This window comes from Paenibacillus canaveralius, from assembly GCF_047238265.1.
Classification (GTDB): domain Bacteria; phylum Bacillota; class Bacilli; order Paenibacillales; family NBRC-103111; genus Paenibacillus_F.
The window spans coordinates 2,753,490-2,775,499 of the sequence record NZ_JBDFMM010000001.1 but is presented as its reverse complement, the minus strand read 5'-3'; the positions used below and the strand labels follow the sequence as shown (position 1 = coordinate 2,775,499).

Here is a 22,010-nt window from a genome sequence, read left to right as displayed (position 1 = left end):
TCTCTGTATCTTCATCGAGTTCAGCAAAGTTATAGCTCATTTAAAAAAGAGCCCCGTTAATCAACGGGGCTCTTTCGCGTACGGTTCTGGAATAGAACGTATGAATGAGATAAGTGCGGATTAGATCTTCATCACGCCGCCGGTGCTGGCGCTCGTAACAAGCTTGGAATAGCGGGCCAGGTAGCCGGTTTTCACTTTCGGCTCGAACTCTTTCCAGCCTTTGCGGCGCTCTTCCATTTCTTCGTCGCTGATTTTCAGCTCGATTTTGCGCTCGATCAGATCCAGCTCGATGATGTCGCCGTCCTGAACGAAGGCGATCGGTCCGCCTTCCGCTGCTTCCGGCGAAATATGACCGATGCTGATTCCGCGGGAAGCGCCGGAGAATCGGCCGTCCGTGATCAGGCCGACTTTGGCGCCGAGGCCCATGCCGACGATCTGCGAAGTCGGAGCGAGCATTTCCGGCATGCCGGGGCCGCCTTTAGGGCCTTCGTAGCGGATGACCACCACGTGGCCTTCTTTGACTTTGCCGTTGGCGATGCCGTAAAGCGCATCGTCCTGGGAGTCAAAGCAGATGGCCGGGCCGACATGGCGTCCGCCTACGGAAGGATCTACCGCGCCGACCTTGATGATGCTGCCGTTCGGCGCCAGGTTGCCGAACAGAACCGCAAGGCCGCCGCGCTCGGAATGCGGGTTATCCAGCTTGTGGATAACGTCGGTGTTCAAAATTTCCGCGCCTGCCACGTTTTCGGCCAGCGTCTTGCCGGTTACGGTCATGCAGTCGCCTTTGATGGCGCCCGGCTTTTTGAGCAGCTCGTTGATAACCGCGCTTACGCCGCCGGCTTCGTGGATATCCTCGATGTGCCAGTCCGATGCGGGAGCGACTTTGGACAAATGCGGCACACGGTTCGCCACTTCGTTGATGCGCTCGATCGGATACTCGAATCCCGCTTCATGAGCGAGAGCCAGCGTATGAAGAACGGTATTCGTCGATCCGCCCATAGCCATATCCAAAGCGAACGCGTTGTCGATGGCATCAATCGTAACGATGTCCCGCGGCTTCAGATCGAGCTTGATCAGCTCCATAAGCTGTGTCGCGGACTGTCTTACGAACTCTCTGCGCTCCGGAGATACGGCAAGGATGGTGCCGTTGCCCGGCATGGCCAGACCCAGCGCTTCACACAGGCAGTTCATGGAGTTAGCCGTGAACATGCCGGAACAGGAGCCGCAAGTCGGACAGCCGTATTGTTCAAGCTCCAGAAGAGCTTTATCGTCGATCTTGCCGACCTGGTATGCCCCTACGCCTTCGAATACGGAAGTCAGGGAAATCGAACGGCCGTTGCTGTCTTTACCCGCTTTCATCGGGCCGCCGCTTACGAATACGGTCGGAATGTTGACGCGCAGGGCGCCCATCATCATGCCCGGGGTGATTTTGTCACAGTTCGGGATACAAACCATGCCGTCGAACCAGTGCGCGGAAACGACCGTCTCCAGGGAATCGGCGATAATCTCGCGGCTCGGCAGGGAATAACGCATCCCGATGTGGCCCATGGCAATGCCGTCGTCCACGCCGATCGTGTTGAATTCAAACGGAACGCCGCCCGCTTCGCGGATCGCTTCCTTAACGATTTTACCGAATTCTTGCAGGTGAACGTGTCCCGGTACTATATCGATATAAGAGTTGCACACCGCGATAAACGGTTTGCCGAAATCCTCTTCTTTGACTCCGGCTGCGCGCAGCAAGCTGCGGTGCGGTGCCCGGTCGAACCCCTTCTTGATCATATCGCTTCTCATGCCTTGTTTAGCCATCTATGATTCCTCCCGCTTCTATCAAGTGCGTTGCCGTTTTACTGCATTAAAAGGAATTGTATCACGGATAATCCTTTTTTGCCTATCTTTTTTGCAAAGGAATGTCGAAAAATATCAATCGAATATTTTGGCGCGCTCCATCGAAGTAAGCTTGCGGCCGGCAATGTCCAGGACGATCTTCCCTCCGGCAAGGCCCCAGATGCGGCTGGCATACCGCTCCGCGAACTCCACATTGTGCAGGGAGCAGACGACCGTCACCTTCTCCTTTTTGCAAAGCTCGCGCAAATCTTGCAGCACGCCGTTGGCGGCTTCGGGATCGAGACCGGATACGGGCTCGTCCGCAATGACAATTTTCGCGCCCTGCACGAGCGCCCGCGCGATCGATACTCGCTGCCGCTCTCCCCCGCTCAAATCCTCGACCTTTTTCTCGGCTTTATCGAGCAGGCCGACTTTCTCCAGATAGTCCATCGCAAGCACATGCTCGTCCCGGGCATTCGTGCCGGTTAACACGCGCATGACGGATTTCTCGTAAAAGCGCCCTTTCAGCACGTTCTTGACCGCCGTCTGCTTCCGGTCCAGTGCAGGGCTCTCTTCGATAAACGCCCAGTCCCGCTTCAGCTTGAACTTCTCTGTGATCCCGAGCGACGTAATGTCCCGGTCGTTATAAATGAACTGGCCGTCGTCCCATTTTTCTTTCAACGCGATGCACTTGAGGAGGGTCGTTTTTCCGCTCCCGCTTGCGCCGACAAGCCCGATCAACTCGCCTTCGTCGATTTGCAGCGATATTTTGGAAAGGATCTCCTGACCCGTGGTCAGCTTCTTGGTCAAATTGCGTATCGTCAACATCAGCCGTATGCTCCCTCGTCTCCGTTAGGTGCACACGCTTACAACTGCGTGCGTCAGCCTTTGCTAGTTTCATCTATTATAGCAAAAACACGGTCGATGAGAAATCGTTTCGTCAGGAGAACGCACGGAACCCTCCCTACGGTGTCCGTATGAAGACAACCGCGGAAGGGTCCGCAAAAATTTTATGACCTTTTGCCTTTCAGGGTTAACCGGCCGGATCGTCTGGGTGACACGGTTTCGCCGCTTCGCCTTTTACTTTTTCAGGCTTGCGTTAAGCTGATCGCATTCCGCGGCGGTTACGTTCTGGCCGCAAACCGCAATCTGCTCTTTCGGCTTGCCGTCTGAGACATCGCTGACAAGTTTATTGCCGAGAATATGGTTCAGCGCGTTCAAGTTGTAGCCGTTGTCCTGCTCGATCTGCCAGCCGAAAATACCGGCAAGCCCGTTGTCCTTGGCATACTGCGTCTTGAGCGCGACGGTGCGCGGCGTTTCGACGGTGATGAACGAGCCGATCGGATTCACGAGATAATCGGCATTGGCCGCTTTGTCGGTGTAGAGCTTATAACCGTTCTTAGGCTTCAGATCTTTATCCAGGTAATTCTGATAAAGATCGTAACCTTCGACGACTCCCGCTTCCCAGGAGCCTACACCGGCGATGCCGAGGATCAGGTTTTTGCCTTTCCAGGCGAGGTCACCGAACGTCGATTTACCGATTAAACCGTTCGTGTATTCCGTAATGTCTCCGTTTTTCATTGCCTTGGCCCGGTGGTAGTTGGCGATGCCGATCATGATTTTGTTGGCCGGTACGCCGTAACCTTTAAGCAGCTTGACGGTCGTATCCAGAGACAGGTCCACGTGCTTGCCTGTGGCCGGGTCCTTGGTGTTCGGGTTCGGGTACAGCGGCGTGTGATGGCCGAGCTCCCGCTCCCAGGCTCCGCTCAGGTCATAGGTCATGGCGTAGAGACGGTTGAGGTATTTGCTCGCTTCGGCCCAGTCTATTTTGGCCAGTTTGTCTTCCGTGGCCGGAATCGCGCTCGACAGGCGGTATTCCTTGCCGGTTTTCTTGGTGAGCCAGTCGAGGCCGGCCCGCAGTTCTTTCAGAAGTTTGATATAGTTCTCGGGATCGTCCTTGCGTGCCATCCCTATGACGGCACCGTCGGAAGCGGGATATTCCCAGTCGATATCGACGCCGTCAAAGCCGAACTGTTCCAGGAAGCGGACGACGGAATCGACGAACGCCTTACGGCGAGTCGTATCGGAAGCCATCCAAGGGAAGCCTTCGCTCAGTGTCCAGCCGCCTACGGAAAGATCCAGCTTCAGGTGCGGGTTCGCTTTGCGGAGCTGGTAAAGCGCGCCGAAAACGCCTGCGACATCATTGGGATCGAGATCGTACATGCTCTCGGTTCCCGTGATTTTGCCTCCCGTCTGTCCCGGAAGCGTACGCAGGAAAGCGGCTTCAAAATCCGCGATAGCCATGGCTCCGTCAGGCAGGCTGCTCTGCTTGCACGTCCGGTTGACCGAAGCCGGCGCGGTTGTCGGGAAGCCCGGGTCCTGCGTATTCTGGGCAGCCGGGAAGCAGATGCCCGCGAAACCGTAAACGAGCCGGTTCACGTTCTTCACCGGAAGCTTGGTAAAATCGAACCGGCGGCCGTAGATGGCCCAGTCGCCGAGGTACTCGACCACTTCCTGCCCGGCGCTCATTTCATACGTATTGTGCTGCGTAGGCAGGGTGCCGGAAGGAAGCTTGGCGACCCGGCCGCCGTTGTCGGCGTCAAAGCCCGGGTGGTTACCGCCGGGATCCGTGGCGGGATCGATGCCGCCCTTGGTGCCACCCGTTCCCGTTCCAGATACGGGGTGGCCCGCGCTGACGGCTCCCGTCGGGTTAAGTTTACCGGCGTTCGTGTTGCCGGTTCCGGGATTCGCCGTTCCGTAATCTATGTTATTCGGGATGGACACCGGACAAAGATCGTTGCTGATTTTGCCCGCTACCTCCCACATGTTATAAGTCGTGTCGTCAGGGGCGATGCCGTGCACATCGTTAAGTGCCCGGTAAGCTTTGCCTTTATAACCGACAATTTTACCTTTGGCGTAAATTTTCGAAGCGCTCCAGTCCGGGGCGCAGAAAGGCGTTGTCGGCTCGGGCTTGGTCGGATCCGACGAATCCAGTTTCCACAGCGTCGGCGTCGTAGCCGGCTCCCAGCCTACAAGCGCGGTGTGCGCGGCGAGAGCTTTATACGTTTTGCCGTTATAAGTCACAAGATCGCCTACTTTATAGGCGGTGCCGGCCTGCCAGGCGGGTGCTCCGGTACCTGGGCTTGGGCTTGGAGTCGGACTCGTACTTGGAGTCGGGCTTGGACTTGTAGTCGGTCCGGGGCTTGGGCTTGGGCTCGGACTTGGGCTTGGGCTTGGACTCGGTGTAGGGTCCGCCGTTTTTTTCCACAGCGAAGCTACGTTCGGCGGTTCCCAGCCGTTCAAAGAAGTATGAGGCTGCAGGCATTCATACGTGACACCGTTGTAGGAAACAAGATCTTTCGCTTTGTAAGCCGTGTTCGGCGCCCATTGGGCGGCCGCTCCCGATGATGTCGAGGGATAGATGGGAAGTAAACTGAGCAATAAGGTGACCAGCAGCAGCAATGGGAGTAATTTCTTACCGTACGCTTGCGTTGCGTGCATAAAATAACTCCTTCCATTATTTGAGTTTTGTGCGGTCCTTGCCTTCCCTGGCAGGCGTAAAGATTCTATCGTCTCCTTTCTTGTAAATTGTATAAAATCTCCCGAAATGAAAGGAGCTTATACCGGTGTCGGCGCTGAAGCCATGCTCTTATTTTTAAATATGGAAGCGTTTTCCACAAGGGGGACATTCGCATGATAGAGGGAGAATTATATCCATTTTACTGGAAAATGAAAAAGAAGCCCTCAGGCTCCTTTTGTACATGAACTAGGCGTGACGCCGAGCATCGCGCTGCGGGAGCTTCGCGCGGTAAGGAATACGGATCGAAATCCGCTGCAGCCGGAAAAGCCTTCTATTCCGAAGCGGAAGCGGAATCGGACGGCCCGGTCTTATCATGTCTCATCACATGAATGCCGGCCAGAAAAGCGGAGATAAGCAGCTTCTGGCTCTCCTCCACCGATAGCGCCATTCCGAAACCTCCGGAACGCTCGATGGACGAGAAGCCGTGCAAAATGCTGCGAAGTCCTCTCGTCGCGTGGATGGCCCCATCTCCTTCGAGACCGTAGTACCGGAGTACTCCGACGATAAGGCTGACAATTTCAGCCGAAATACGCTCCAGCTCGATTTCTTGCCTTCCGGGTGCACGGAGAGTGGCTTCGTAAAGGCCGGGATGTCTGCGTGCATAGGCCGCGTAAGCCGCCCCGAAGGCAAATACAGCCTCGTCCCCTTCCAATCCTTCGACGGCAGCGGCCAAATCATCGTGGAGGATCGTCAGGCTGTAGAGGGCGAGTTTGGCCCTCAGGGCACCCAGTCCTTCGATGTGATTGTACAGAGATGGAGAGCGCACGTTGAGCTTCTGTGCGAGCAAGGCCAGGGTTACGGCATGGAAGCCGTGTTCGTCGGCCAGCTCGGCAGCCGCTCTGAGAAGCGTTTGTTCATCGAGACCGATTCTGGGTGACATTTACAGGGAGCTCCTTCCGTTCAACGTGGTTGCAAGATTCCGCTCTACGGCGGAAATGGCCAGATCCAGCTTGACGGCAGGGTCCGGCAGCATCGTTCCATGGCCGACCGCAAGCAGAGACGGGGAATAATCCCGGAGCTTCTTGACGCTTTCCAGCGCTTCGTGCTTGTTCCAGGTAGCCAGCGCCGGAAACGGGAACAACAGCTTCATTTGACCCGAGACTGCTATCCCCGCTCTGAGCTGGAGAGCGTCACCCGCAATGACAGCATGGCTCCGTACATCGAAGAAGCTCATTGAACCCGGCGTATGTCCCGGTGTCGACAAGGCAAGCAGGGAGCCGATCCGGTCGCCTTCCTTTAAAAGCACGTCGGGGACCGTCGTCACTTTCTTCGGAACGGCCCCGCGCACGGGCAGTTGAGGCTCATCCTCATCAAGAGTGACGTCTCCCCTGAGCAGCCGGGCGTCACGAGCCGAGATATACACCTCCGCTTGAGGCAGTGTCTTTTTAAGCTCGTCCAGAGCGCCCACATGATCGTCATGGGCATGCGTCAGGACGATCCGCTTGACGGGCTTCCCGATCTCCCCGGCGGCTTTCAATATACCTTTGGCACTAAAAGGCATCGCTGCGTCAACGAGCGTCAATCCGTCTTTTTCTTCCACCAGATAACAGTTCACCGGAAAAAGCCGGGGCAAAAAAGCCAACTGGTATAGGTTTCCCGCTTGTGTCATTTTCATCGATTCATCCTCCGCTTCCAAAACTAATGTCGTTAGTTTTATAATAACTAATATCATTAGTTTTAGCAAGCCATCATTTTTATCTCCTCCTCTGTTCCCTGAAAATAAAGCAAAAAGACCCCTGATTGGTCAGGGGTCTGTCTATCGTTCAAACCTGCCGAAAGATGCGCGGTTTCTCTGCTTCCTTACTTGGCCTGCGAATGCAAACTGCGGTTCCAGTGGCGGTGCTGGGCGACGGCTGCCGCGAAATCACGGCTGAAACCGGCCGCTTCGTCCGCGCGATCCGCCGTCAGAACACCCGGCTGAATTTCCGGTGCGGCCGGAGCCGCAGCCTGGGCGTTTCCTGCCGCCGCAGAACCGGCGATTCCCGCTGCGGCGAGAAGCTCCGCGCCTTCGCCGACAGCACCAATGGTTTTATAGTGCTGGAAGGCTTCTTTAATGAAGTCCGCCGTTTTGGAATCCGCCAGAAGCTCATCGGCGCTTTGGCGACCGCCCGCGATATAAACGGCGTCAAACAGCACGGAATCGGCCGTGAGCAGGGAATGATCCACTTCCAGCGGATTTCCGCCGTCGCACACGATTGTGCCGAGCTGCACACTGACCACTTCCGGTACGAGGCCAGCCGCTTTCAGCGCTTGGAGCATGCCGCTCACTTCCTTGCCCCGGAAGCCGTTGCCGGCCAGCACGGCCACTTTGCGGGTCAGCGGTGTTTTCACCGTGTTCATCTGGCTGAGTGCCGGCGATGACAGCGTCACGCCGTTATCGGCAGCGCCTTCCGGTGCTTTGGCGCCGATTCCAGCCGCGATCCGAGTCGCCAGATCCACACTTACCTGGCTGAACATGTCGACGGCCCGCTGGCGGATTTCTTTCGTTTTTACTTTGCCGAGCTCAAACCGGAAGGCGCTCACGATATGCTGTTTTTCCACGTCAGACATGCTGTTCCAGAACAAGGTCGCCTGGCTGAAATGGTCCTTGAAGCTGTCGCTGCGCGCCTGAATTTTGCGGCCCTCGACCTTCTCCGCGTAGTGGGCGTAGCCGCCCTCTTTTTCGGACGCGGGTTCCGGGGAGTTGCCGGCCAGGGAATTTTTGTGATAGCTGACCGGACCGCGGTTGATCGTCATCCGGTGCATGCCGTCGCGCTGATTGTTGTGCACGGGAGCGACCGGCCGGTTGATCGGGATTTCGTGGAAGTTCGGCCCTCCCAAGCGGGAAAGCTGAGTGTCCGTATAAGAAAACAGTCTGCCTTGAAGCAGAGGATCGTTCGTAAAATCAATCCCCGGAACGACATGTCCCGGGTGGAAAGCGATCTGCTCGGTTTCCGCGAAGAAATTGTCGGTATTGCGGTTGAGCGTCATTTTACCGATCATTTTCACCGGAATCTGCTCTTCCGGCCAAATCTTGGTCGGGTCGAGAATATCGAAGTCAAACATGAATTCGTCTTCTTCTTTAATAACCTGAACGCCGAACTCGAATTCCGGGTAATTGCCCGTCTCGATGGCATCCCACAAATCCCTGCGGTTGAAATCGGGATCTTTGCCCGCCAGCTTCTGCACTTCGTCCCACACCAGGGAGTGTACGCCCAGCAGCGGCTTCCAGTGGAATTTGACGAAATGGCCTTTGCCCTGTTCGTTTACGAATCGGAATGTATGTACACCGAAACCTTCCATCATCCGGAAACTGCGCGGAAGCGAACGGTCCGACATCGCCCACATCACCATATGAGCCGTCTCGGTATTGGAAGTCACGAAGTCCCAGAACGTATCGTGCGCGGACTGGGCCTGCGGAATTTCATTATGTGGCTCCGGTTTGACCGCATGGACGAAGTCCGGAAATTTCATCGCGTCCTGGATAAAGAAGACGGGCATATTGTTACCGACGAGATCGTAATTGCCTTCCTCCGTATAAAACTTCGTGGCGAAGCCGCGGACGTCACGGACGGTATCGGCAGAGCCGCGCGACCCGGCAACGGTCGAGAATCGGACAAAAACCGGCGTTTTCACGGAAGGATCCTGAAGGAATTTCGCTTTTGTATATTCCGTCATAGGTTCGTATACCTGGAAATAGCCGTGCGCTCCAAATCCTCTTGCGTGTACGATGCGCTCCGGAATACGCTCGTGGTCAAAATGAGTCATTTTTTCCCGGAAATGAAAATCTTCCATCAAAGTCGGACCGCGTACCCCTGCTTTCAAGGAGTGCTCATCTTCACTGACCCGCAGGCCCTGATTGGTCGTCAACTTCTGCCCGGTATCGTCCACCCGGTACTGGTCAAGCTGGTTATCCTTGCTTTGTTCGTTTACAGGTTCGCGCTGATCGTCTTTTTTCATCGGACAACCTCCTTTGATCGTTAGGAAATGAACTCTTCTACTTAGTAACCTGTTTGGGGCAAAGCCAAACGGATTTGAAAAAGGGAGAATGTTACATTTACAGCCGGACGGAAATTCGATGCTAACGGCTGGTCGGCTGAAACGCACAAAAAATCCCTGCCTCCGGGGCAGGGATTCCGATTGCCGAGTGACGCCTAGTACAAGAAAGTGCGGGAAACGATAACCAGCAGAATGAAGAGAACCAAAATTACAGCCGTGCTGGTGTATTTGAAGCCGTAACCCGCTCCAACGCCTGCTCCTCCGACATAACCCATGCGTTAACACCCTTTCTTTAGTTGGGATAATACATCGTATGCGCCGTGCTTTCACCGTTATTGGACTCCTCTCCCGTTACCGGAAATTTTTTATGGAATCGCGCCAAGCGGGCAGCTCCCCTTAAGGTCGGCATCAAACTACCAGAAATGGTCATGACATTGACCTACTAAGAGGAAGGCTCTCCTTTTACAATAAAATAAATCCGCCCCAAGCGGGCCTGTCAACTTGGAGGAACCAACTAGATGAAGCTGTCTTTAAGCATGTGGAGCATGCATCGTACGACCCGCGAGAACCAGTGGACCGTCCTGGATTTTCTCGCTTTTTGCCAGAGGGAAGGCATCGGGCAGGTCGAACTTCTCGATGTTTTCTGGAAAGATAAAGAAGATGAAATTCCGGCGGTGCTTGCCTTTATGAAAGAAAACGGCATCACCTTGTCCAGCTATGCCGTCGGCAACGATTTCGTAAAAGAGACTCCCGGCGAAAGAGCCGAGGCTCTCCGCGTGGTGACGGACGGGATCGAAACGGCGGAAAGGCTCGGCACGCCGGTTGTCCGCGTTTTTTCGGGAAATTTGTCGGACGCTTTTACGTTCGACTCCGCTCTCGGCTGGATCGTATCCGGTCTCCGGGAAGCGGCCGCTGCGGCTGAAAAAGCCGGCATCACCTTATGTCTGGAAAATCACGGCAAGCTCGCCGGCCAAGGCGATCAGGTGCTGGAGATTTTAAAACGCGTCGATTCGCCGGCCCTTAAATCGACCTTCGATACGGGGAACTTCCTGCTTGTGGATGAACAGCCTCTCCATGCGCTGGATGTTCTGCTTCCTTACATCGGGCATGTACATGTTAAAGACTTTGCCGAGACACCGGAAGGACGATATAAAGCGCTCAGCGGTAAAACATATGAAGGCGTCTTCGCGGGTAAAGGCGACGTTCGGCTGGATGCGATCGTCTCGAAGCTGAAGGAAGCCGGATATAACGGCGCCTATGTCCTGGAATACGAAGGGACCGGAGATGAAGCCGAAGGAATCCGCAAAAGCTATGAAAATTTCAACCAACTTGTCCAGACCAAAGGAGAATAATCCCATGACCCCCATACAGCAGGCAGATATCGTCATTATCGGAGGAGGAACCGGCGGGTTCGCCGCAGCGCTTGCGGCGGCCGAGGCGGGTAAAAGCGTCATCCTGACGGAAGAAACCGAATGGATCGGCGGGCAGCTCACCAGTCAGGCGGTTCCGCCCGACGAACACCCGTGGATCGAAAAATTCGGCTGCACCCGTACCTACCGCAAATTCCGCGAAGGCGTCCGCAGCTATTACCGGGATTATTTCCCGATGACGCCCGAAGCCAAGGCGATAACGGAGCTTAATCCCGGCAGCGGCTCCGTCAGCCGTTTGTGCCATGAGCCAAGAACGGCACTGGCCGTGCTCCAGCAGATGCTCGCTCCTTACGTTCACGGCGGACAAGTGACGGTTCTGCTCCGTCATATTCCGGTCCGTGCGGAAACGGACGGGGACGCAATCACATCCGTCGAGGTGAAGAGTCTGGACAGCGGTAAGCTGACCGTTCTCCAGGCTCCCTACTTCCTGGATGCTACGGAATGCGGTGATCTGCTGCCCCTTGCAAAAGCGGAGTATGTGACGGGCGCGGAATCTTACGCCGAAACCGGGGAACCGAACGCGCCAGCCGGTGATCCGCTTCCCGGCGATATGCAGGGCTTTACGTACTGCTTCGCGGTGGATCATCTGGAAGGCGAGCATCACGTTATCGAGAAGCCCGATATGTACGAATTTTGGAAAGCGTACAAGGCCGATTTCTGGCCGGACCGGCTGCTCAGTCTGACGGGGGTAAAGCCGGCCACGAACGAGCCGGTCCGGTATGAGATTTTCCCGGGGACGGAGCATTTCTCCCTGTTCCGATACCGGCAGATTGCGGACAAGGAGCATTTCCGTGAAGGTACCTACCGCAGCAGCGTTTCGCTCGTCAACTGGCCGCAAAACGATTACTGGCTCGGTTCCATTATCGACGTTCCCGAGGAAGAGAAGGAGAAGCACTTGTACCAGGCGAAGCAGCTGTCGCTCTCTCTCCTGTACTGGCTGCAGACGGAAGCGCCCCGCCCGGACGGCGGCACGGGCTATCCCGGCCTGCGTCTGCGCAAAGATGTCGTCGGCACGGAGGACGGCCTGGCGATGTACCCTTACATCCGCGAATCCCGGCGGATCAAGGCAGAGTTTACCGTGCTGGAGCAGCACGTCGCCACCGCCAGCAGACCCGACGGCCGTGCCGAAGCGTTTCCCGACAGCGTAGGAATCGGCTGCTACCGCATCGATCTTCATCCGAGTACGGAGAACCGCCCGTATATCGACGTCTCCTCCCTGCCGTTTCAAATTCCGCTCGGCAGCCTCATCCCGGTACGTGTGCGCAACCTGCTCGCCGCCGCCAAGAACATCGGCGTCACACATATCACGAACGGCTGCTACCGGCTTCATCCCGTCGAGTGGAACATCGGCGAAGCGGCCGGCCATTGCGCCGCTTACTGCATCGACAACGGCATGACGCCAAGCGAACTGCGGGCCGATCCGGCCGAACTGGCGAAATTCCAGGCGCATCTGACCAAAGCCGGCTTCGAGCTGGAATGGCCCGCCCTCCGGCCGGTTTAAGTACGCCGGGAGCCCGCTCGGGTTTGCGGGTCTGCCCTGCGTGAAGCTTATAGCGGCCCATACCCGGCGTTTGACCACCGTCTTATGAGACGGGCTGCATCGTTTTGCGCGATTGCTTATCCACGTTTATCCGCGGATAGTTGTCAGTCCGCCATACCGCTTTTTATCAATCCGGCTTCAACGATAATTTAACCGGCCGGTCCTAAGGCCGGACCAAAGCCTCCAGTTCTTTCTGGGGGCTTTTCTTTAGAGAAAAAAAACCTTGAGTCCGCTAATTTTTTGTTATAATCAGGAAATACGTTTTTAATTTCAGGAGGTTAACGAATGACCGGCTCTCTTACGGATGACTTGTTCATCGGGTCCATGATTTCCCTGCTCATTTGGGGATGCACCAGCGGTATTTTCACCAGGTTTAAATTGCTTGATGCGGAAGACGGAAACATACAGCCTCCGGACGCCGAGGAGTATTTCTCTCCAAAACGTGACAAAAAGCCTTTTTTTCACGCTTTCCGATCCGTCTTTTTTATTTGCGCCGTGCTCGGTTTTGCCGCTTCCGTAATCGTTTCTTATTTTCAACTTTAATCGTTAGCGGCCTGTTAGTTCCCTTATAGCTCTCTTTGAACGCTGATTACACTCCGGTCGAAAAGGGTAAGCTGGAAATTGGGAGTCCATCCCCCGATGAATCCTATATCATGAACACCCGATACGGAGGTGCGACGATGAGCCGCCGGAAACTGCAGGAAAGACTCAAAATGAAAAGCGTGGAGCCTCAGCACGGAGAACAGTTCAACCAGCTGCTCCGTTATGTGTTCCAGGTTACAAACCATGATTTGCAAACATTCGGCTGGGAAGACCGGGAAATCGCCCAGGCAAAACTGCCGGTGCTGAAGCAGGCCGACGTTTTGGGCTGGTTTGACGAAGACAAACTGATTTCCCAGCTTGCCGTGTATCCGTTTCAAGTCAATATTTTCGGCCGGTTGTACGATATGGGCGGCTTGACCGGCGTCGGCACTTATCCCGAATATGCCAATATGGGGCTGATGAACCAGCTGATGCGGCAGGCTCTCACCAACATGCGCGGACGCAGGCAGTCCATTTCCTATTTGTATCCTTACTCCATTCCTTATTACCGGCGCAAGGGCTGGGAAATTATTTCCGATAAAATTTCGTTCGAGGTCAAAGACACGCAGCTTCCGAAGCTGAAAACGGTCCCCGGCAACGTGGAACGGGTGACGATCGAACACCCCGATATCAAAAGCGTCTATCAGCGTTTCGCTCTGCAAAACCACGCCGCCATGCTGCGCAACAATTTGGCCTGGGAAGAATATTTACGCTGGGATCTCGATGACATGACCGTGGCTATTTATTACGATGCCGATCACGAGCCTTCCGGATTTTTGCTGTACTGGATTGCGGGTGAAATTTTTCATATGAAGGAAATGGTTTTTCTTGACGAAGAAGCCCGGACGGGCCTGTGGAATTTTATAAGCGCGCATTTCTCCATGGTCACCTATGTAAAAGGCCACACCTATAAGGACGAGCCGATGTCGTTCCTTCTGGAGGACGGGGATATCAAGGAAACGATCGCGCCTTATTTCATGGCCCGGATCGTGGATGTAAGCCAGTTTATCGAACAGTATCCGTTCCAGGCACAGGGCGAAGAATGCAAACTGACCTTCAATCTGCATGATCCCATGCTGGAATGGAATCAGGGAACGTTCACTTTGACCGTGGACAAAGAAGGACAAGGCCGGCTGGCCGACGGGGGCGGAGCACCTTCCGCATCCTTCGATATCCAGACCCTGACCACGATGCTGATGAGCTACAAGCGGCCTTCTTACTTACAGCGGATACGCCGGTTTCATGCGGACAAAGAATCGGTTCAACTGCTGGAGAAGCTGATTACGAACGACCAGCCGTATTTCTCGGATTACTTCTAAGTCATCAGCGCCGGTGGACCGCTTCACGCTCTTTGAAAAAACACGCAAAAAAAGCCGCTCCTTGCCGGAGCGGTTTTTTTGTGTATATCGCGGTCTAATCGTCGAGCTCTACTTTAGACAGCGGCTTCAAAGCCGGACCCTCGATCACTTCGCCGGTATACGCGAAGCGGGAGCCGTGGCAGGGACAATCCCATGTCCGTTCGGATTCGTTCCAGTCCACCTCGCAGCCCATATGCGTGCAGGTGGTGTCGACCACGTGCAGGCTGCCTTCGCGGTCGCGGTAAGCGCCCGCTCTTTTACCCCGGACACGCACTACGGCTCCTTCATCCTCGGCGAGCTCATCGGCTTCTTTCGCAGGAAACTCCAGCTTGCCGGTGATGAGTTCTTTGGCGACGTTCGCGTTTTCCGCCACAAAGGTTTTAACCGACGGGTTCGCGTGAAACCGGGAGGGCGAGAACAAATCCTTGTAGGGACTCTCTTCCCCGAGAATGAGTTTCGCGTTCAACTGGGCGGCGGCGATGCCTGAGCTCATCCCCCACTTCTTGTAACCCGTGGCGACATACAGATTCGGATAGTCATCAAGCTCCTGCCCGATATATGGGATCGTGTCGAGCGTGTACAGGTCTTGGGCCGACCAGCGGTACGCGATTTCTTTCACCCCGAAAGTTTCCCTGGCGAATTTCTCAAGCGCCTCGTAATATTGGAACGTACAGATGCCTTGTCCCGTCTTGTGGCCTTCCCCGCCCACGATTACCATCGGCTCTCCGTTAACCAGCACGGATCTCAGCGAACGCTTCGGCTTATCTGCGCTGAGGTACATGCCACCGGGATAACGCTTGTCTGTTTTGACGGCGAGTACGTAAGAACGCTCCGCATGAAGGCGCGCGAAGTACAGCCCGTGCAGATTGTTAAAAGGAAAATGGGAAGCGGACACGACATGCGGGCTGCTGACGGTAAACCCTCCGCTTGTTTTGAGAACGGACGGACTTCCCGGCTCGTAGCCGGTTACGGTCGTTTCCTCGTAAATCCGTCCCCCTTTCCGCACAATTTGTTCCGCCAGATGCGTAAGAAACGGGACGGGATTATACTGGGCCTGATCTTTCATCACGACCGCGCCTTTCGTCTCGAAAGGCAGGGCCGTTTTTTCCACATAAGCCCCGGGAATTCCCAGTCTCTCGTATGCCTCGTATTCCTTGAACACTTTGTGCAGGGAGGATTCGTTCTCCGTGTACACGATAGCATCCTGCTCTTCGAACTGACAGCGGATGTCGTGTGCCTTGACGAGATGACGGACGAACTGCAGAGCGTCACGGTTCGCTTCATAATAAAGCCGTGCCTTTTCCTCACCGAAATCGGTCATATACTGATCGTAGATCAAATCGTGCTGGGCCGTAATTTTAGCTGTCGTATATCCGGTCGTCCCGTGTAAAATACGGCCCGCGTTCAGAACCGCGACCTTCAAGCCTTTCATGGCCAGCAGGTAGGCCGTCGTCAAACCCGTTATCCCTGCGCCGACGATAGCGGCGTCCACCCGGATATTTTCGTTCAGCCTGGAATAAGAGGGAATCTTCGCGGAAGCCAGCCAGTACGATTCCGGAAACTGGGGAAAAGCTGCGACTGGTCTTGAGTTGGTTTCGTTCACGTGGATTAGCTCCTTTTACCATTATTCTCCTAACTTCTCCATAGCCGCCTCATTCTATTCGTTCCGCGGCAAAGTAAAAAAGCACCCCGAGGGGTGCTTTGAAGCGTAAATCAGGCGTTATCCACCTGCATAATGTCCATAAAAGGAACTTTCGTCAGCTGTTCGCCGTCCTGAACATGGACGAGTCTCGTCCGGGGATCCATGACCGTAATTCTGCCGTAGACCTGCTCTTCCCAGCCCCATACCGTAAGAAGAATCAAAGAATCTTCGTTCTTGGCTTCCACCAGCCGGTTGCCCAGTTCTTCCAGCTCAAACTCATCCCGGGTCGGACGTTTTACTTTTGCCTTAGCCATGATACCTCCTGAATGACGGTCTTACCTTTTGCCGTTTATCCTCCTATCTTACCATGTTTACGGGTTTCTTCCAACAGGTTGGAAACTCACTCTCGCGCTTTCTTCTCTTCCCGCTAAAAAAGCCTCTGCCCGGTGCTTCGCCGGACAAAGGCTCGAATTTCGGAATGGCTTTAGGTTCTACGAGGCTCGGGCCGGGGCGGTCGGACCTTGGTTCAGCTCGGTCAGCCTTGAGAAACCGCCATCGTTACCCGGCTCTGTTTGGCGGCCGCAACCATGTTGCGCAGGGCGGCCACGGTTTCTTGGGCGGCTCTCGTTTTGAGTCCGCAGTCGGGATTGATCCAGAACAGCTGCGGGTCGAGGACGCGCAGCGCCCGCTCGATCATGCTTGCCATTTCTTCGACGGAAGGAACTCTGGGACTGTGAATGTCGTAGACACCCAGACCGATTCCTTTCTCATACGTGTTCTGCTCGAAGCTTTGGATCAGCTCACCGTGGCTGCGGGATGTTTCGATGGAGATGACATCGGCGTCCATGTCTCTGATAGATCCGATCATGTCGTGGAATTCGCAGTAACACATATGCGTATGAATTTGCGTCGTGGCCCGGACGTTCGCCGTCGTGCTGCGGAAGGCGTTGACCGCCCAGTCGAGATAAACCCGGTGCTCATCTTTCTTGAGAGGAAGTCCTTCGCGGACAGCGGGCTCGTCGATTTGGATCATTTCGATTCCCGCTTCTTCGAGAGCATTCACTTCCTTACCCAGCGCGAGGGCAATCTGGTAGGCCACCACTTCTCTGGACAAGTCGTCCCGGACGAACGACCAGTTGAGAATCGTGACCGGTCCGGTCAGCATTCCTTTCACGGGACGCGGCGTGAGCGACTGGGCGTAGACCGTTTCTTCGACGGTCATCGGCCGGGTAAAGGCCACATCGCCGTAAATAACCGGCGGTTTTACGCAGCGCGATCCGTAGGACTGCACCCAGCCGCTGCGCGTGAAAGCGAAGCCGTCCAGCTTTTCGCCGAAAAATTCCACCATATCCGTCCGTTCGAATTCCCCGTGAACGAGGACATCCAGGTCCAGCTCCTCCTGCAGTTTCATCCATTTGCCGATTTCGCTCCGGATAAACGCTTTATACTGCTCGTCCGTCCATTCCGCTTTTCTCCATTTGGACCGAGCCTGTCTCACTTCCGCCGTCTGCGGAAAGCTTCCGATCGTCGTCGTCGGCAGAAAAGGCAGCTTCCACTTTTCACGCTGCAGAGCCCGGCGCTCGCCGAAGGCCGCGCCGCGCGCCGCCGGTACCTTCTGAAGCCGCAAAGCGGCCGCCTGCACGTCTTTGTTGCCGCGGGCTTCGGATGACCGGAGGGCGGCAAGCGCTTGTTCATTCTGCCGCAGCGCTTCGTCGGTTTCCGCCGCCGGGGATACCGCCGCTTTCGCCAGCAGAACGATTTCCTCCAGCTTCTCGTCCGCGAAGGCAAGAGCGTCTCTCAGCACCGGTTCCAGCTTGTCTTCGTGAACGGTGGACACCGGCACATGCAGCAGGCTGCAGGACGTCTGGACGATCACCCGTTCCTCGGGAACGACGGCTAAAATGTCTTGAAGCGTATTCAGCTTCTCCTTCAGATCGGAACGCCAAATATTGCGGCCGTCCACTATACCCGCTCCCAAAACTTTGCTGTCGGGAAATCCTTCGCTCTTCAGAAGTTTCAGTGTCTTCTCGCCGCCGTGCACGAAATCAAGCCCGATCCCGCTTACGGGCAGCCGTACGACCCTGTCGTAATGTTCCACGGATTCGAAGTAGGTCTGGAGCATAATGTTCAGCCCCGGAGCCGCCTCGGTCAAAGCTTTGTAGATCCGCTCGATCCGTTCCATATCGCCGGCGCTTACGTTAGTCGACAGCACCGGTTCGTCGATCTGCACCCATTCGGCGCCTTCGCGCTCCAGCTCTTTCAGCACTTGGCCGTACAGCGGAAGCAGCCGGTCGATCCAGGCATCGGTTTCCGTATCCACATATCCTTTGGACAATTTCAGAAACGTAAACAGTCCGAGCAGAACGGGCTTGCCCTCGATTCCGAGCGTCTCCTTCGCTTCGCGATAAGCTTTAAGAGGCTTGTTCTCGACCAGCTTCGGCTCGGCGCCTTGAAGTTCCGGCACGATATAATGATAGTTGGTGTTGAACCACTTCGTCATTTCGCACGCGGCCGCTCCCTCTTCCCCTCTCGCCATCGCGTAGTAGGTGCGCAGAGATACTTCACCGCCCTCGTAAGCGAACCGGTCGGGTACGATGCCGAACATCACGGCCGTATCCAGCACATGGTCGTATCCCGTAAAATCGTTGACCGCGATAAGCCCGATACCCTTTTCCCGCTGATTGCGCAAAATTCCCAAACGGATTTCCGCCAGCTTCCCCGTCAGCTCCTCTTCGCCGATTTTGCCGGCCCAGTAAGACTCCAGCGCCTTCTTCCATTCACGTCCCGCTCCGATCCTCGGGTATCCCAAACTGCTGCTTGTCAATGCGTTCATGATCTTGACCTCCTGATAGTCGCTTGAATTGGATGTTTGCATAAGTTCTCTGTTTCGTTGCTTTTTTAACTGATCAAATAAAAAAAGGACGTCATTATCCCGAAGCAGACAAGGATAAAGACGCCCTCTGTTTGTATATACAGCGGCCCGTACTTTAACACCTCCCTATCTCCCGTAGGTAAAGCAGTGCTGTCAGAACAGGCAGGTCTCCTGGCTCCAGAATCATCATCTTCGGCTGCCTTCCCGGTCTAAGACCAGTGGCATGTTCGCCTTGACTCCTCTGTTACAGTGGCGGGACCGCGCCGGTTTTTCACCGGACTTCCCTTTTAAGCTCCAGTTCCCCCGAGGGGCTGGGCACCTATTCCCAACATATTCAATTGGTTAACTTAGAAATGACTATACACAACGCGGCATGTTTATGCAAGCTTTATTCCGCCGGAATGCCGAAATGGGTCAGCAGAGCTTCCTTGTAGGCGGCATCGTTTTCAGGGATGAACGTCTGCACGCCTTCGGAGGTGAAAAGCTTGAACTCCTTGCCCGACACCGAATTTCGTCCTTCCCGGGTCCGGATGGCTACCATCGCATTTTTTGTGAAAATGGAGTCCGGGCTGTGCTCGCACCAAAAACTGGCCATGACAAAATCTTTGGGCAGTTGAGGCTCTTCGGTGAACGAGTAGATGCGTCTCCAGCTTCCATGGTGCTTCTCGGAAAGCACCCAGCCGAATACGGGGTCCCGTTCCATGACGTATTGCTCCTCGCCCTGCCGCTGCTCCACCTTCTCGGCAAGACGGACGGGTCTTCTCGGCACTATGCCCCCGACGCCAACGTCGCATAAGTAGCTGACTCCTTCCGCTTCCACTTTCAGCACGTGATGGCGGCGTTTTGGCGGCAGCTCCGTCTCGTCCCGCCAGAACCGGGCGACATAATCGGTCACGGGGTAACCGAGCTGGCGCAGCAGCCAGCCGAACAGGGCGTTCAGCTCGAAGCAGTAGCCGCCCCGCCGCCGCTCGACGATTTTGTGGCATAAATGTTTTATGTCCAGTGACAGCGGAACACCGTTCAGAATATCCAGATTTTCATACGGAACGGTGTGCAGGTGGAGCTCCTGCAGCCTGGCAAGCGCTTCCTGACTGCCATCCAGCGGCCCTTCGTAACCGATCCGGTTGAGATACGCCTCCACTTCAGGTTTTAAAGCTTCTCTGTCGGTTTTCATGAGATATCCTCCTTTACGGCATCCTCGCAAACCGTGATTTCTTTGGTGCGCAGATTCACGATACGGCTGCGTACATCGCATTTCGAGATGAACAGCGGTTCGCCGTGCAGATTCCGCTCCAGCTTAGGCTGGCTGACGAGTATTTTCATTCTCAACACCTCCGGCTTGTTCTGAAAAGATTCAACAACTTGGTGAAATAATCCTCCATGTTCACCAATATTTGATGATTTTCCGCCCGGGCGGCATCATTATTTATTGCATTATCTGCCAGAGAACTCCATAATAGGAATCTGAGTTCTTTTTTCTTTCAGAAAGAGAGTGCGGCCCGTGAAAGATATCCTTGTCCATTTGTTCATCATGACATTTCCTCCTCATATTTATCAGATTTTTATGCTAACCCGATTTTACAAAAGAGAAAAAATCCGGAACCGGTTTCTGATGGGAATCCTGATGGGATTTTCCGGCATTTTCAGCATAAGTTATCCGGTCATGTACCTCGTTCCCGATTTTTATTGGGATTTAAGAGGCGTTCCTCTTCTGCTCGCTTTTATGTACGGAGGGTACTACGGCGGGTTTACGGCGCTCGGGATGATGCTCATTTTTCATGGGGTCATGTTCCCGTCTTTCGGCGTTTCGGACGTCATTCTCTATGCGGCCGGCTTTGTTCCCATTCTGCTGAGGGCAAGATTCTTCTACCAGTATCCTTCACGCAAAAAAATCGCCCTGTCGCTCTTGTACGCGGGCATCGGCACCGCCGCTTTGCTCCTCTGGCTGTCTTACATCGTTTCGCATCACGGTTTTGTCTGGAAGGACCTGCTGCCGCAGGTAAGTCTTCTTACAGTCGTACAGCTCCTGCTGCCGGTTCTGCTCATCCTGTGGTTTCAGCATATGCTCCGACATGACCAGATGAGTATCGAGATCCAGAAAGCCGAGAAGCTCCAGCATCTAAGCGATCTGGCCGCGAGCGTCGCTCACGAGATCCGCAATCCGCTTCAAGTGACGCGCGGTTATATCCAGATTTCTCAGAAGGAAGCCGACGAGAAGCTTGGCCGCTATTTAAACATCGCTATCGGTGAACTCGATCAGGCCGAGAAAATCATCTCTGAATTTCTCCTGTTCGCTAAACCCGAACTGACCGAAACGGGCCTCATCAATATCGGCGATTCGCTTCAGCAGGCCGTGACGATGCTCGAACCTTACGCCAGCATGTCGGGAGCCGTCATCCGGCTTTCCTGCGAGGACGATATTTTTATCGATGGAGATCCTTCCAAGCTAAAGCAGGCGTTCATCAATCTGATCAAAAACGGAATCGAATCGACCCAAACGGACGGTCTTATCCGGATTCACGGTCATATCCGCAAGCAAAAAGCCGTTATTACCATCACCGACAACGGGAGCGGCATGACCAAGGAAGAAATCGAGCGGCTGGGTGCTCCCTTCTATACGACCAAGAGCAGAGGAACCGGGCTCGGCCTTATGGTCACGACCCGCCTGATCGACGCCATGCGCGGAAAAATGCGGTTTGCCAGCGAAGTCGGCAAAGGGTCCGAGGTGATGATCATCTTCCCTTTGTCCGCAAAAAAAAGAGTATCTATTTCCGGAGAATAGATACTCTGTTTCTTATACGTGCACAAGATGCTGCAGGGTTTGGCGGAAAATTTCTTTCACATGATCGTCGTCCAGAGAGTAGAAGACGGTTTTGCCGCTTTTGCGCCGCTTGACGATCCGGACATTCCGTAAATAACGGAGCTGATGGGAAACGGCCGACTGCCCCATTTCCAGCACGACGCTCAGATCGTGGACACACAATTCCTGCTGGGATAACGCATAGATAATTTTGACGCGCGTGGGATCGCCGAGTGCCTTGAACATTTCGGCCATGTTAACGGCCATGGATTCGTTCATTTTCGCATGCTCCAGAGCGGTCCCGTCCGGTCCCGTCCCCGCGCAGGATTCGTCACAGAGGTCTTCGATTGGTTTTTGCATGATCCATTCACCGCCTTCGTTTCCATACGGCCTATTATATCAAA

Annotated in this window: 18 protein-coding genes and 1 riboswitch; of the genes, 5 read left to right on the top strand and 13 right to left on the bottom strand. The window is 54.9% G+C overall.

From position 1 onward, the window contains the following. Nucleotides 1-120 precede the first annotated feature (120 nt). The 7 genes from ilvD to yjcZ form a co-directional block, all read right to left on the bottom strand. Nucleotides 121-1,806 carry a dihydroxy-acid dehydratase gene (gene ilvD / locus ABC395_RS12755; RefSeq protein WP_103997156.1) on the bottom strand — a complete coding sequence of 562 codons (1,686 nt, stop codon included), beginning with the start codon at nt 1,804-1,806 and terminating at the stop codon, nt 121-123. Nucleotides 1,807-1,920: 114 nt separating this feature from the next. Beyond that, complete coding sequence (locus tag ABC395_RS12750) at nt 1,921-2,652, bottom strand: phosphonate ABC transporter ATP-binding protein (RefSeq protein WP_413003534.1); 732 nt, start codon at nt 2,650-2,652, stop codon at nt 1,921-1,923. A gap of 252 nt (nt 2,653-2,904) precedes the next feature. Further along, a complete protein-coding gene (locus ABC395_RS12745) occupies nt 2,905-5,325 on the bottom strand; it encodes a glycosyl hydrolase family 18 protein (RefSeq protein WP_413003532.1) in 2,421 nt (806 codons plus the stop codon). 350 nt (nt 5,326-5,675) lie between these two features. Beyond that, nucleotides 5,676-6,284 (bottom strand): TetR/AcrR family transcriptional regulator, encoded by a 609-nt coding sequence (locus ABC395_RS12740; protein WP_413003530.1) that lies wholly within the window; start codon nt 6,282-6,284, stop codon nt 5,676-5,678. Continuing rightward, nucleotides 6,285-7,019, bottom strand: a complete 735-nt coding sequence (locus ABC395_RS12735; protein WP_413003528.1) for an MBL fold metallo-hydrolase — start codon at nt 7,017-7,019, stop codon at nt 6,285-6,287. 185 nt (nt 7,020-7,204) lie between these two features. Continuing rightward, nucleotides 7,205-9,343, bottom strand: a complete 2,139-nt coding sequence (locus ABC395_RS12730; RefSeq protein WP_413003526.1) for a catalase — start codon at nt 9,341-9,343, stop codon at nt 7,205-7,207. Between the two features lie 194 nt (nt 9,344-9,537). Then, nucleotides 9,538-9,657 carry a sporulation protein YjcZ gene (yjcZ, locus tag ABC395_RS12725; protein ID WP_413003524.1) on the bottom strand — a complete coding sequence of 40 codons (120 nt, stop codon included), beginning with the start codon at nt 9,655-9,657 and terminating at the stop codon, nt 9,538-9,540. Between the two features lie 243 nt (nt 9,658-9,900). Between yjcZ and ABC395_RS12720 the strand changes: the two genes are divergently transcribed. The 4 genes from ABC395_RS12720 to ABC395_RS12705 all read left to right on the top strand — a co-directional run bounded on the left by ABC395_RS12720 (nt 9,901) and on the right by ABC395_RS12705 (nt 14,253). Further along, the gene (locus ABC395_RS12720; RefSeq protein WP_413003523.1) at nt 9,901-10,734 is read left to right on the top strand and encodes a sugar phosphate isomerase/epimerase family protein; all 834 of its coding nucleotides are present in this window, start codon (nt 9,901-9,903) and stop codon (nt 10,732-10,734) included. Nucleotides 10,735-10,738: 4 nt separating this feature from the next. Beyond that, nucleotides 10,739-12,313 carry an FAD-dependent oxidoreductase gene (locus tag ABC395_RS12715; protein ID WP_413003521.1) on the top strand — a complete coding sequence of 525 codons (1,575 nt, stop codon included), beginning with the start codon at nt 10,739-10,741 and terminating at the stop codon, nt 12,311-12,313. Nucleotides 12,314-12,637: 324 nt separating this feature from the next. After that, nucleotides 12,638-12,895, top strand: a complete 258-nt coding sequence (locus ABC395_RS12710; RefSeq protein WP_413003520.1) for a hypothetical protein — start codon at nt 12,638-12,640, stop codon at nt 12,893-12,895. Nucleotides 12,896-13,032: 137 nt separating this feature from the next. Continuing rightward, the gene (locus ABC395_RS12705; RefSeq protein WP_103997170.1) at nt 13,033-14,253 is read left to right on the top strand and encodes a GNAT family N-acetyltransferase; all 1,221 of its coding nucleotides are present in this window, start codon (nt 13,033-13,035) and stop codon (nt 14,251-14,253) included. Nucleotides 14,254-14,347: 94 nt separating this feature from the next. Here the strand turns inward: ABC395_RS12705 and ABC395_RS12700 are convergent, their stop codons facing one another. From ABC395_RS12700 to ABC395_RS12680, 5 genes are all read right to left on the bottom strand, one after another. Further along, a complete protein-coding gene (locus tag ABC395_RS12700; RefSeq protein WP_413003518.1) occupies nt 14,348-15,895 on the bottom strand; it encodes an FAD-dependent oxidoreductase in 1,548 nt (515 codons plus the stop codon). Nucleotides 15,896-16,005: 110 nt separating this feature from the next. Then, a complete protein-coding gene (locus ABC395_RS12695) occupies nt 16,006-16,248 on the bottom strand; it encodes a YolD-like family protein (RefSeq protein WP_103997173.1) in 243 nt (80 codons plus the stop codon). Nucleotides 16,249-16,469: 221 nt separating this feature from the next. Beyond that, a complete protein-coding gene (gene metE / locus ABC395_RS12690; RefSeq protein ID WP_413003516.1) occupies nt 16,470-18,767 on the bottom strand; it encodes a 5-methyltetrahydropteroyltriglutamate--homocysteine S-methyltransferase in 2,298 nt (765 codons plus the stop codon). Between the two features lie 183 nt (nt 18,768-18,950). After that, nucleotides 18,951-19,144: riboswitch (cobalamin riboswitch) on the bottom strand. A gap of 50 nt (nt 19,145-19,194) precedes the next feature. Further along, a complete protein-coding gene (locus ABC395_RS12685) occupies nt 19,195-19,980 on the bottom strand; it encodes an arylamine N-acetyltransferase family protein (protein ID WP_413003514.1) in 786 nt (261 codons plus the stop codon). Further along, nucleotides 19,977-20,129, bottom strand: a complete 153-nt coding sequence (locus tag ABC395_RS12680) for a hypothetical protein (RefSeq protein ID WP_413003512.1) — start codon at nt 20,127-20,129, stop codon at nt 19,977-19,979. The genes ABC395_RS12685 and ABC395_RS12680 overlap by 4 nt, the downstream gene beginning before the upstream one ends. A 178-nt stretch (nt 20,130-20,307) precedes the next feature. Between ABC395_RS12680 and ABC395_RS12675 the strand changes: the two genes are divergently transcribed. After that, nucleotides 20,308-21,588 carry an ATP-binding protein gene (locus tag ABC395_RS12675; protein ID WP_413003511.1) on the top strand — a complete coding sequence of 427 codons (1,281 nt, stop codon included), beginning with the start codon at nt 20,308-20,310 and terminating at the stop codon, nt 21,586-21,588. A 12-nt stretch (nt 21,589-21,600) separates the two neighbouring features. On the opposite strand, the gene ABC395_RS12670 is transcribed toward ABC395_RS12675, so the two are convergent. Beyond that, nucleotides 21,601-21,966 carry an ArsR/SmtB family transcription factor gene (locus ABC395_RS12670; RefSeq protein WP_413003509.1) on the bottom strand — a complete coding sequence of 122 codons (366 nt, stop codon included), beginning with the start codon at nt 21,964-21,966 and terminating at the stop codon, nt 21,601-21,603. Nucleotides 21,967-22,010 lie beyond the last annotated feature (44 nt).

Bases quoted from the DNA above. Each gene is read 5' to 3' on its own strand.
- ABC395_RS12710 (WP_413003520.1), top strand. From the start codon at position 12,638: ATGACCGGCTCTCTTACGGATGACTTGTTCATCGGGTCCATGATTTCC.
- ABC395_RS12745 (WP_413003532.1), bottom strand. From the start codon at position 5,325: ATGCACGCAACGCAAGCGTACGGTAAGAAATTACTCCCATTGCTGCTG.
- ABC395_RS12740 (WP_413003530.1), bottom strand. From the start codon at position 6,284: ATGTCACCCAGAATCGGTCTCGATGAACAAACGCTTCTCAGAGCGGCT.
- ABC395_RS12670 (WP_413003509.1), bottom strand. From the start codon at position 21,966: ATGCAAAAACCAATCGAAGACCTCTGTGACGAATCCTGCGCGGGGACG.
- ilvD (WP_103997156.1), bottom strand. From the start codon at position 1,806: ATGGCTAAACAAGGCATGAGAAGCGATATGATCAAGAAGGGGTTCGAC.
- ABC395_RS12750 (WP_413003534.1), bottom strand. From the start codon at position 2,652: ATGTTGACGATACGCAATTTGACCAAGAAGCTGACCACGGGTCAGGAG.
- ABC395_RS12695 (WP_103997173.1), bottom strand. From the start codon at position 16,248: ATGGCTAAGGCAAAAGTAAAACGTCCGACCCGGGATGAGTTTGAGCTG.
- ABC395_RS12735 (WP_413003528.1), bottom strand. From the start codon at position 7,019: ATGAAAATGACACAAGCGGGAAACCTATACCAGTTGGCTTTTTTGCCC.
- metE (WP_413003516.1), bottom strand. From the start codon at position 18,767: ATGAACGCATTGACAAGCAGCAGTTTGGGATACCCGAGGATCGGAGCG.
- ABC395_RS12705 (WP_103997170.1), top strand. From the start codon at position 13,033: ATGAGCCGCCGGAAACTGCAGGAAAGACTCAAAATGAAAAGCGTGGAG.
- ABC395_RS12720 (WP_413003523.1), top strand. From the start codon at position 9,901: ATGAAGCTGTCTTTAAGCATGTGGAGCATGCATCGTACGACCCGCGAG.
- ABC395_RS12730 (WP_413003526.1), bottom strand. From the start codon at position 9,343: ATGAAAAAAGACGATCAGCGCGAACCTGTAAACGAACAAAGCAAGGAT.
- ABC395_RS12680 (WP_413003512.1), bottom strand. From the start codon at position 20,129: ATGAAAATACTCGTCAGCCAGCCTAAGCTGGAGCGGAATCTGCACGGC.
- yjcZ (WP_413003524.1), bottom strand. From the start codon at position 9,657: ATGGGTTATGTCGGAGGAGCAGGCGTTGGAGCGGGTTACGGCTTCAAA.
- ABC395_RS12715 (WP_413003521.1), top strand. From the start codon at position 10,739: ATGACCCCCATACAGCAGGCAGATATCGTCATTATCGGAGGAGGAACC.
- ABC395_RS12685 (WP_413003514.1), bottom strand. From the start codon at position 19,980: ATGAAAACCGACAGAGAAGCTTTAAAACCTGAAGTGGAGGCGTATCTC.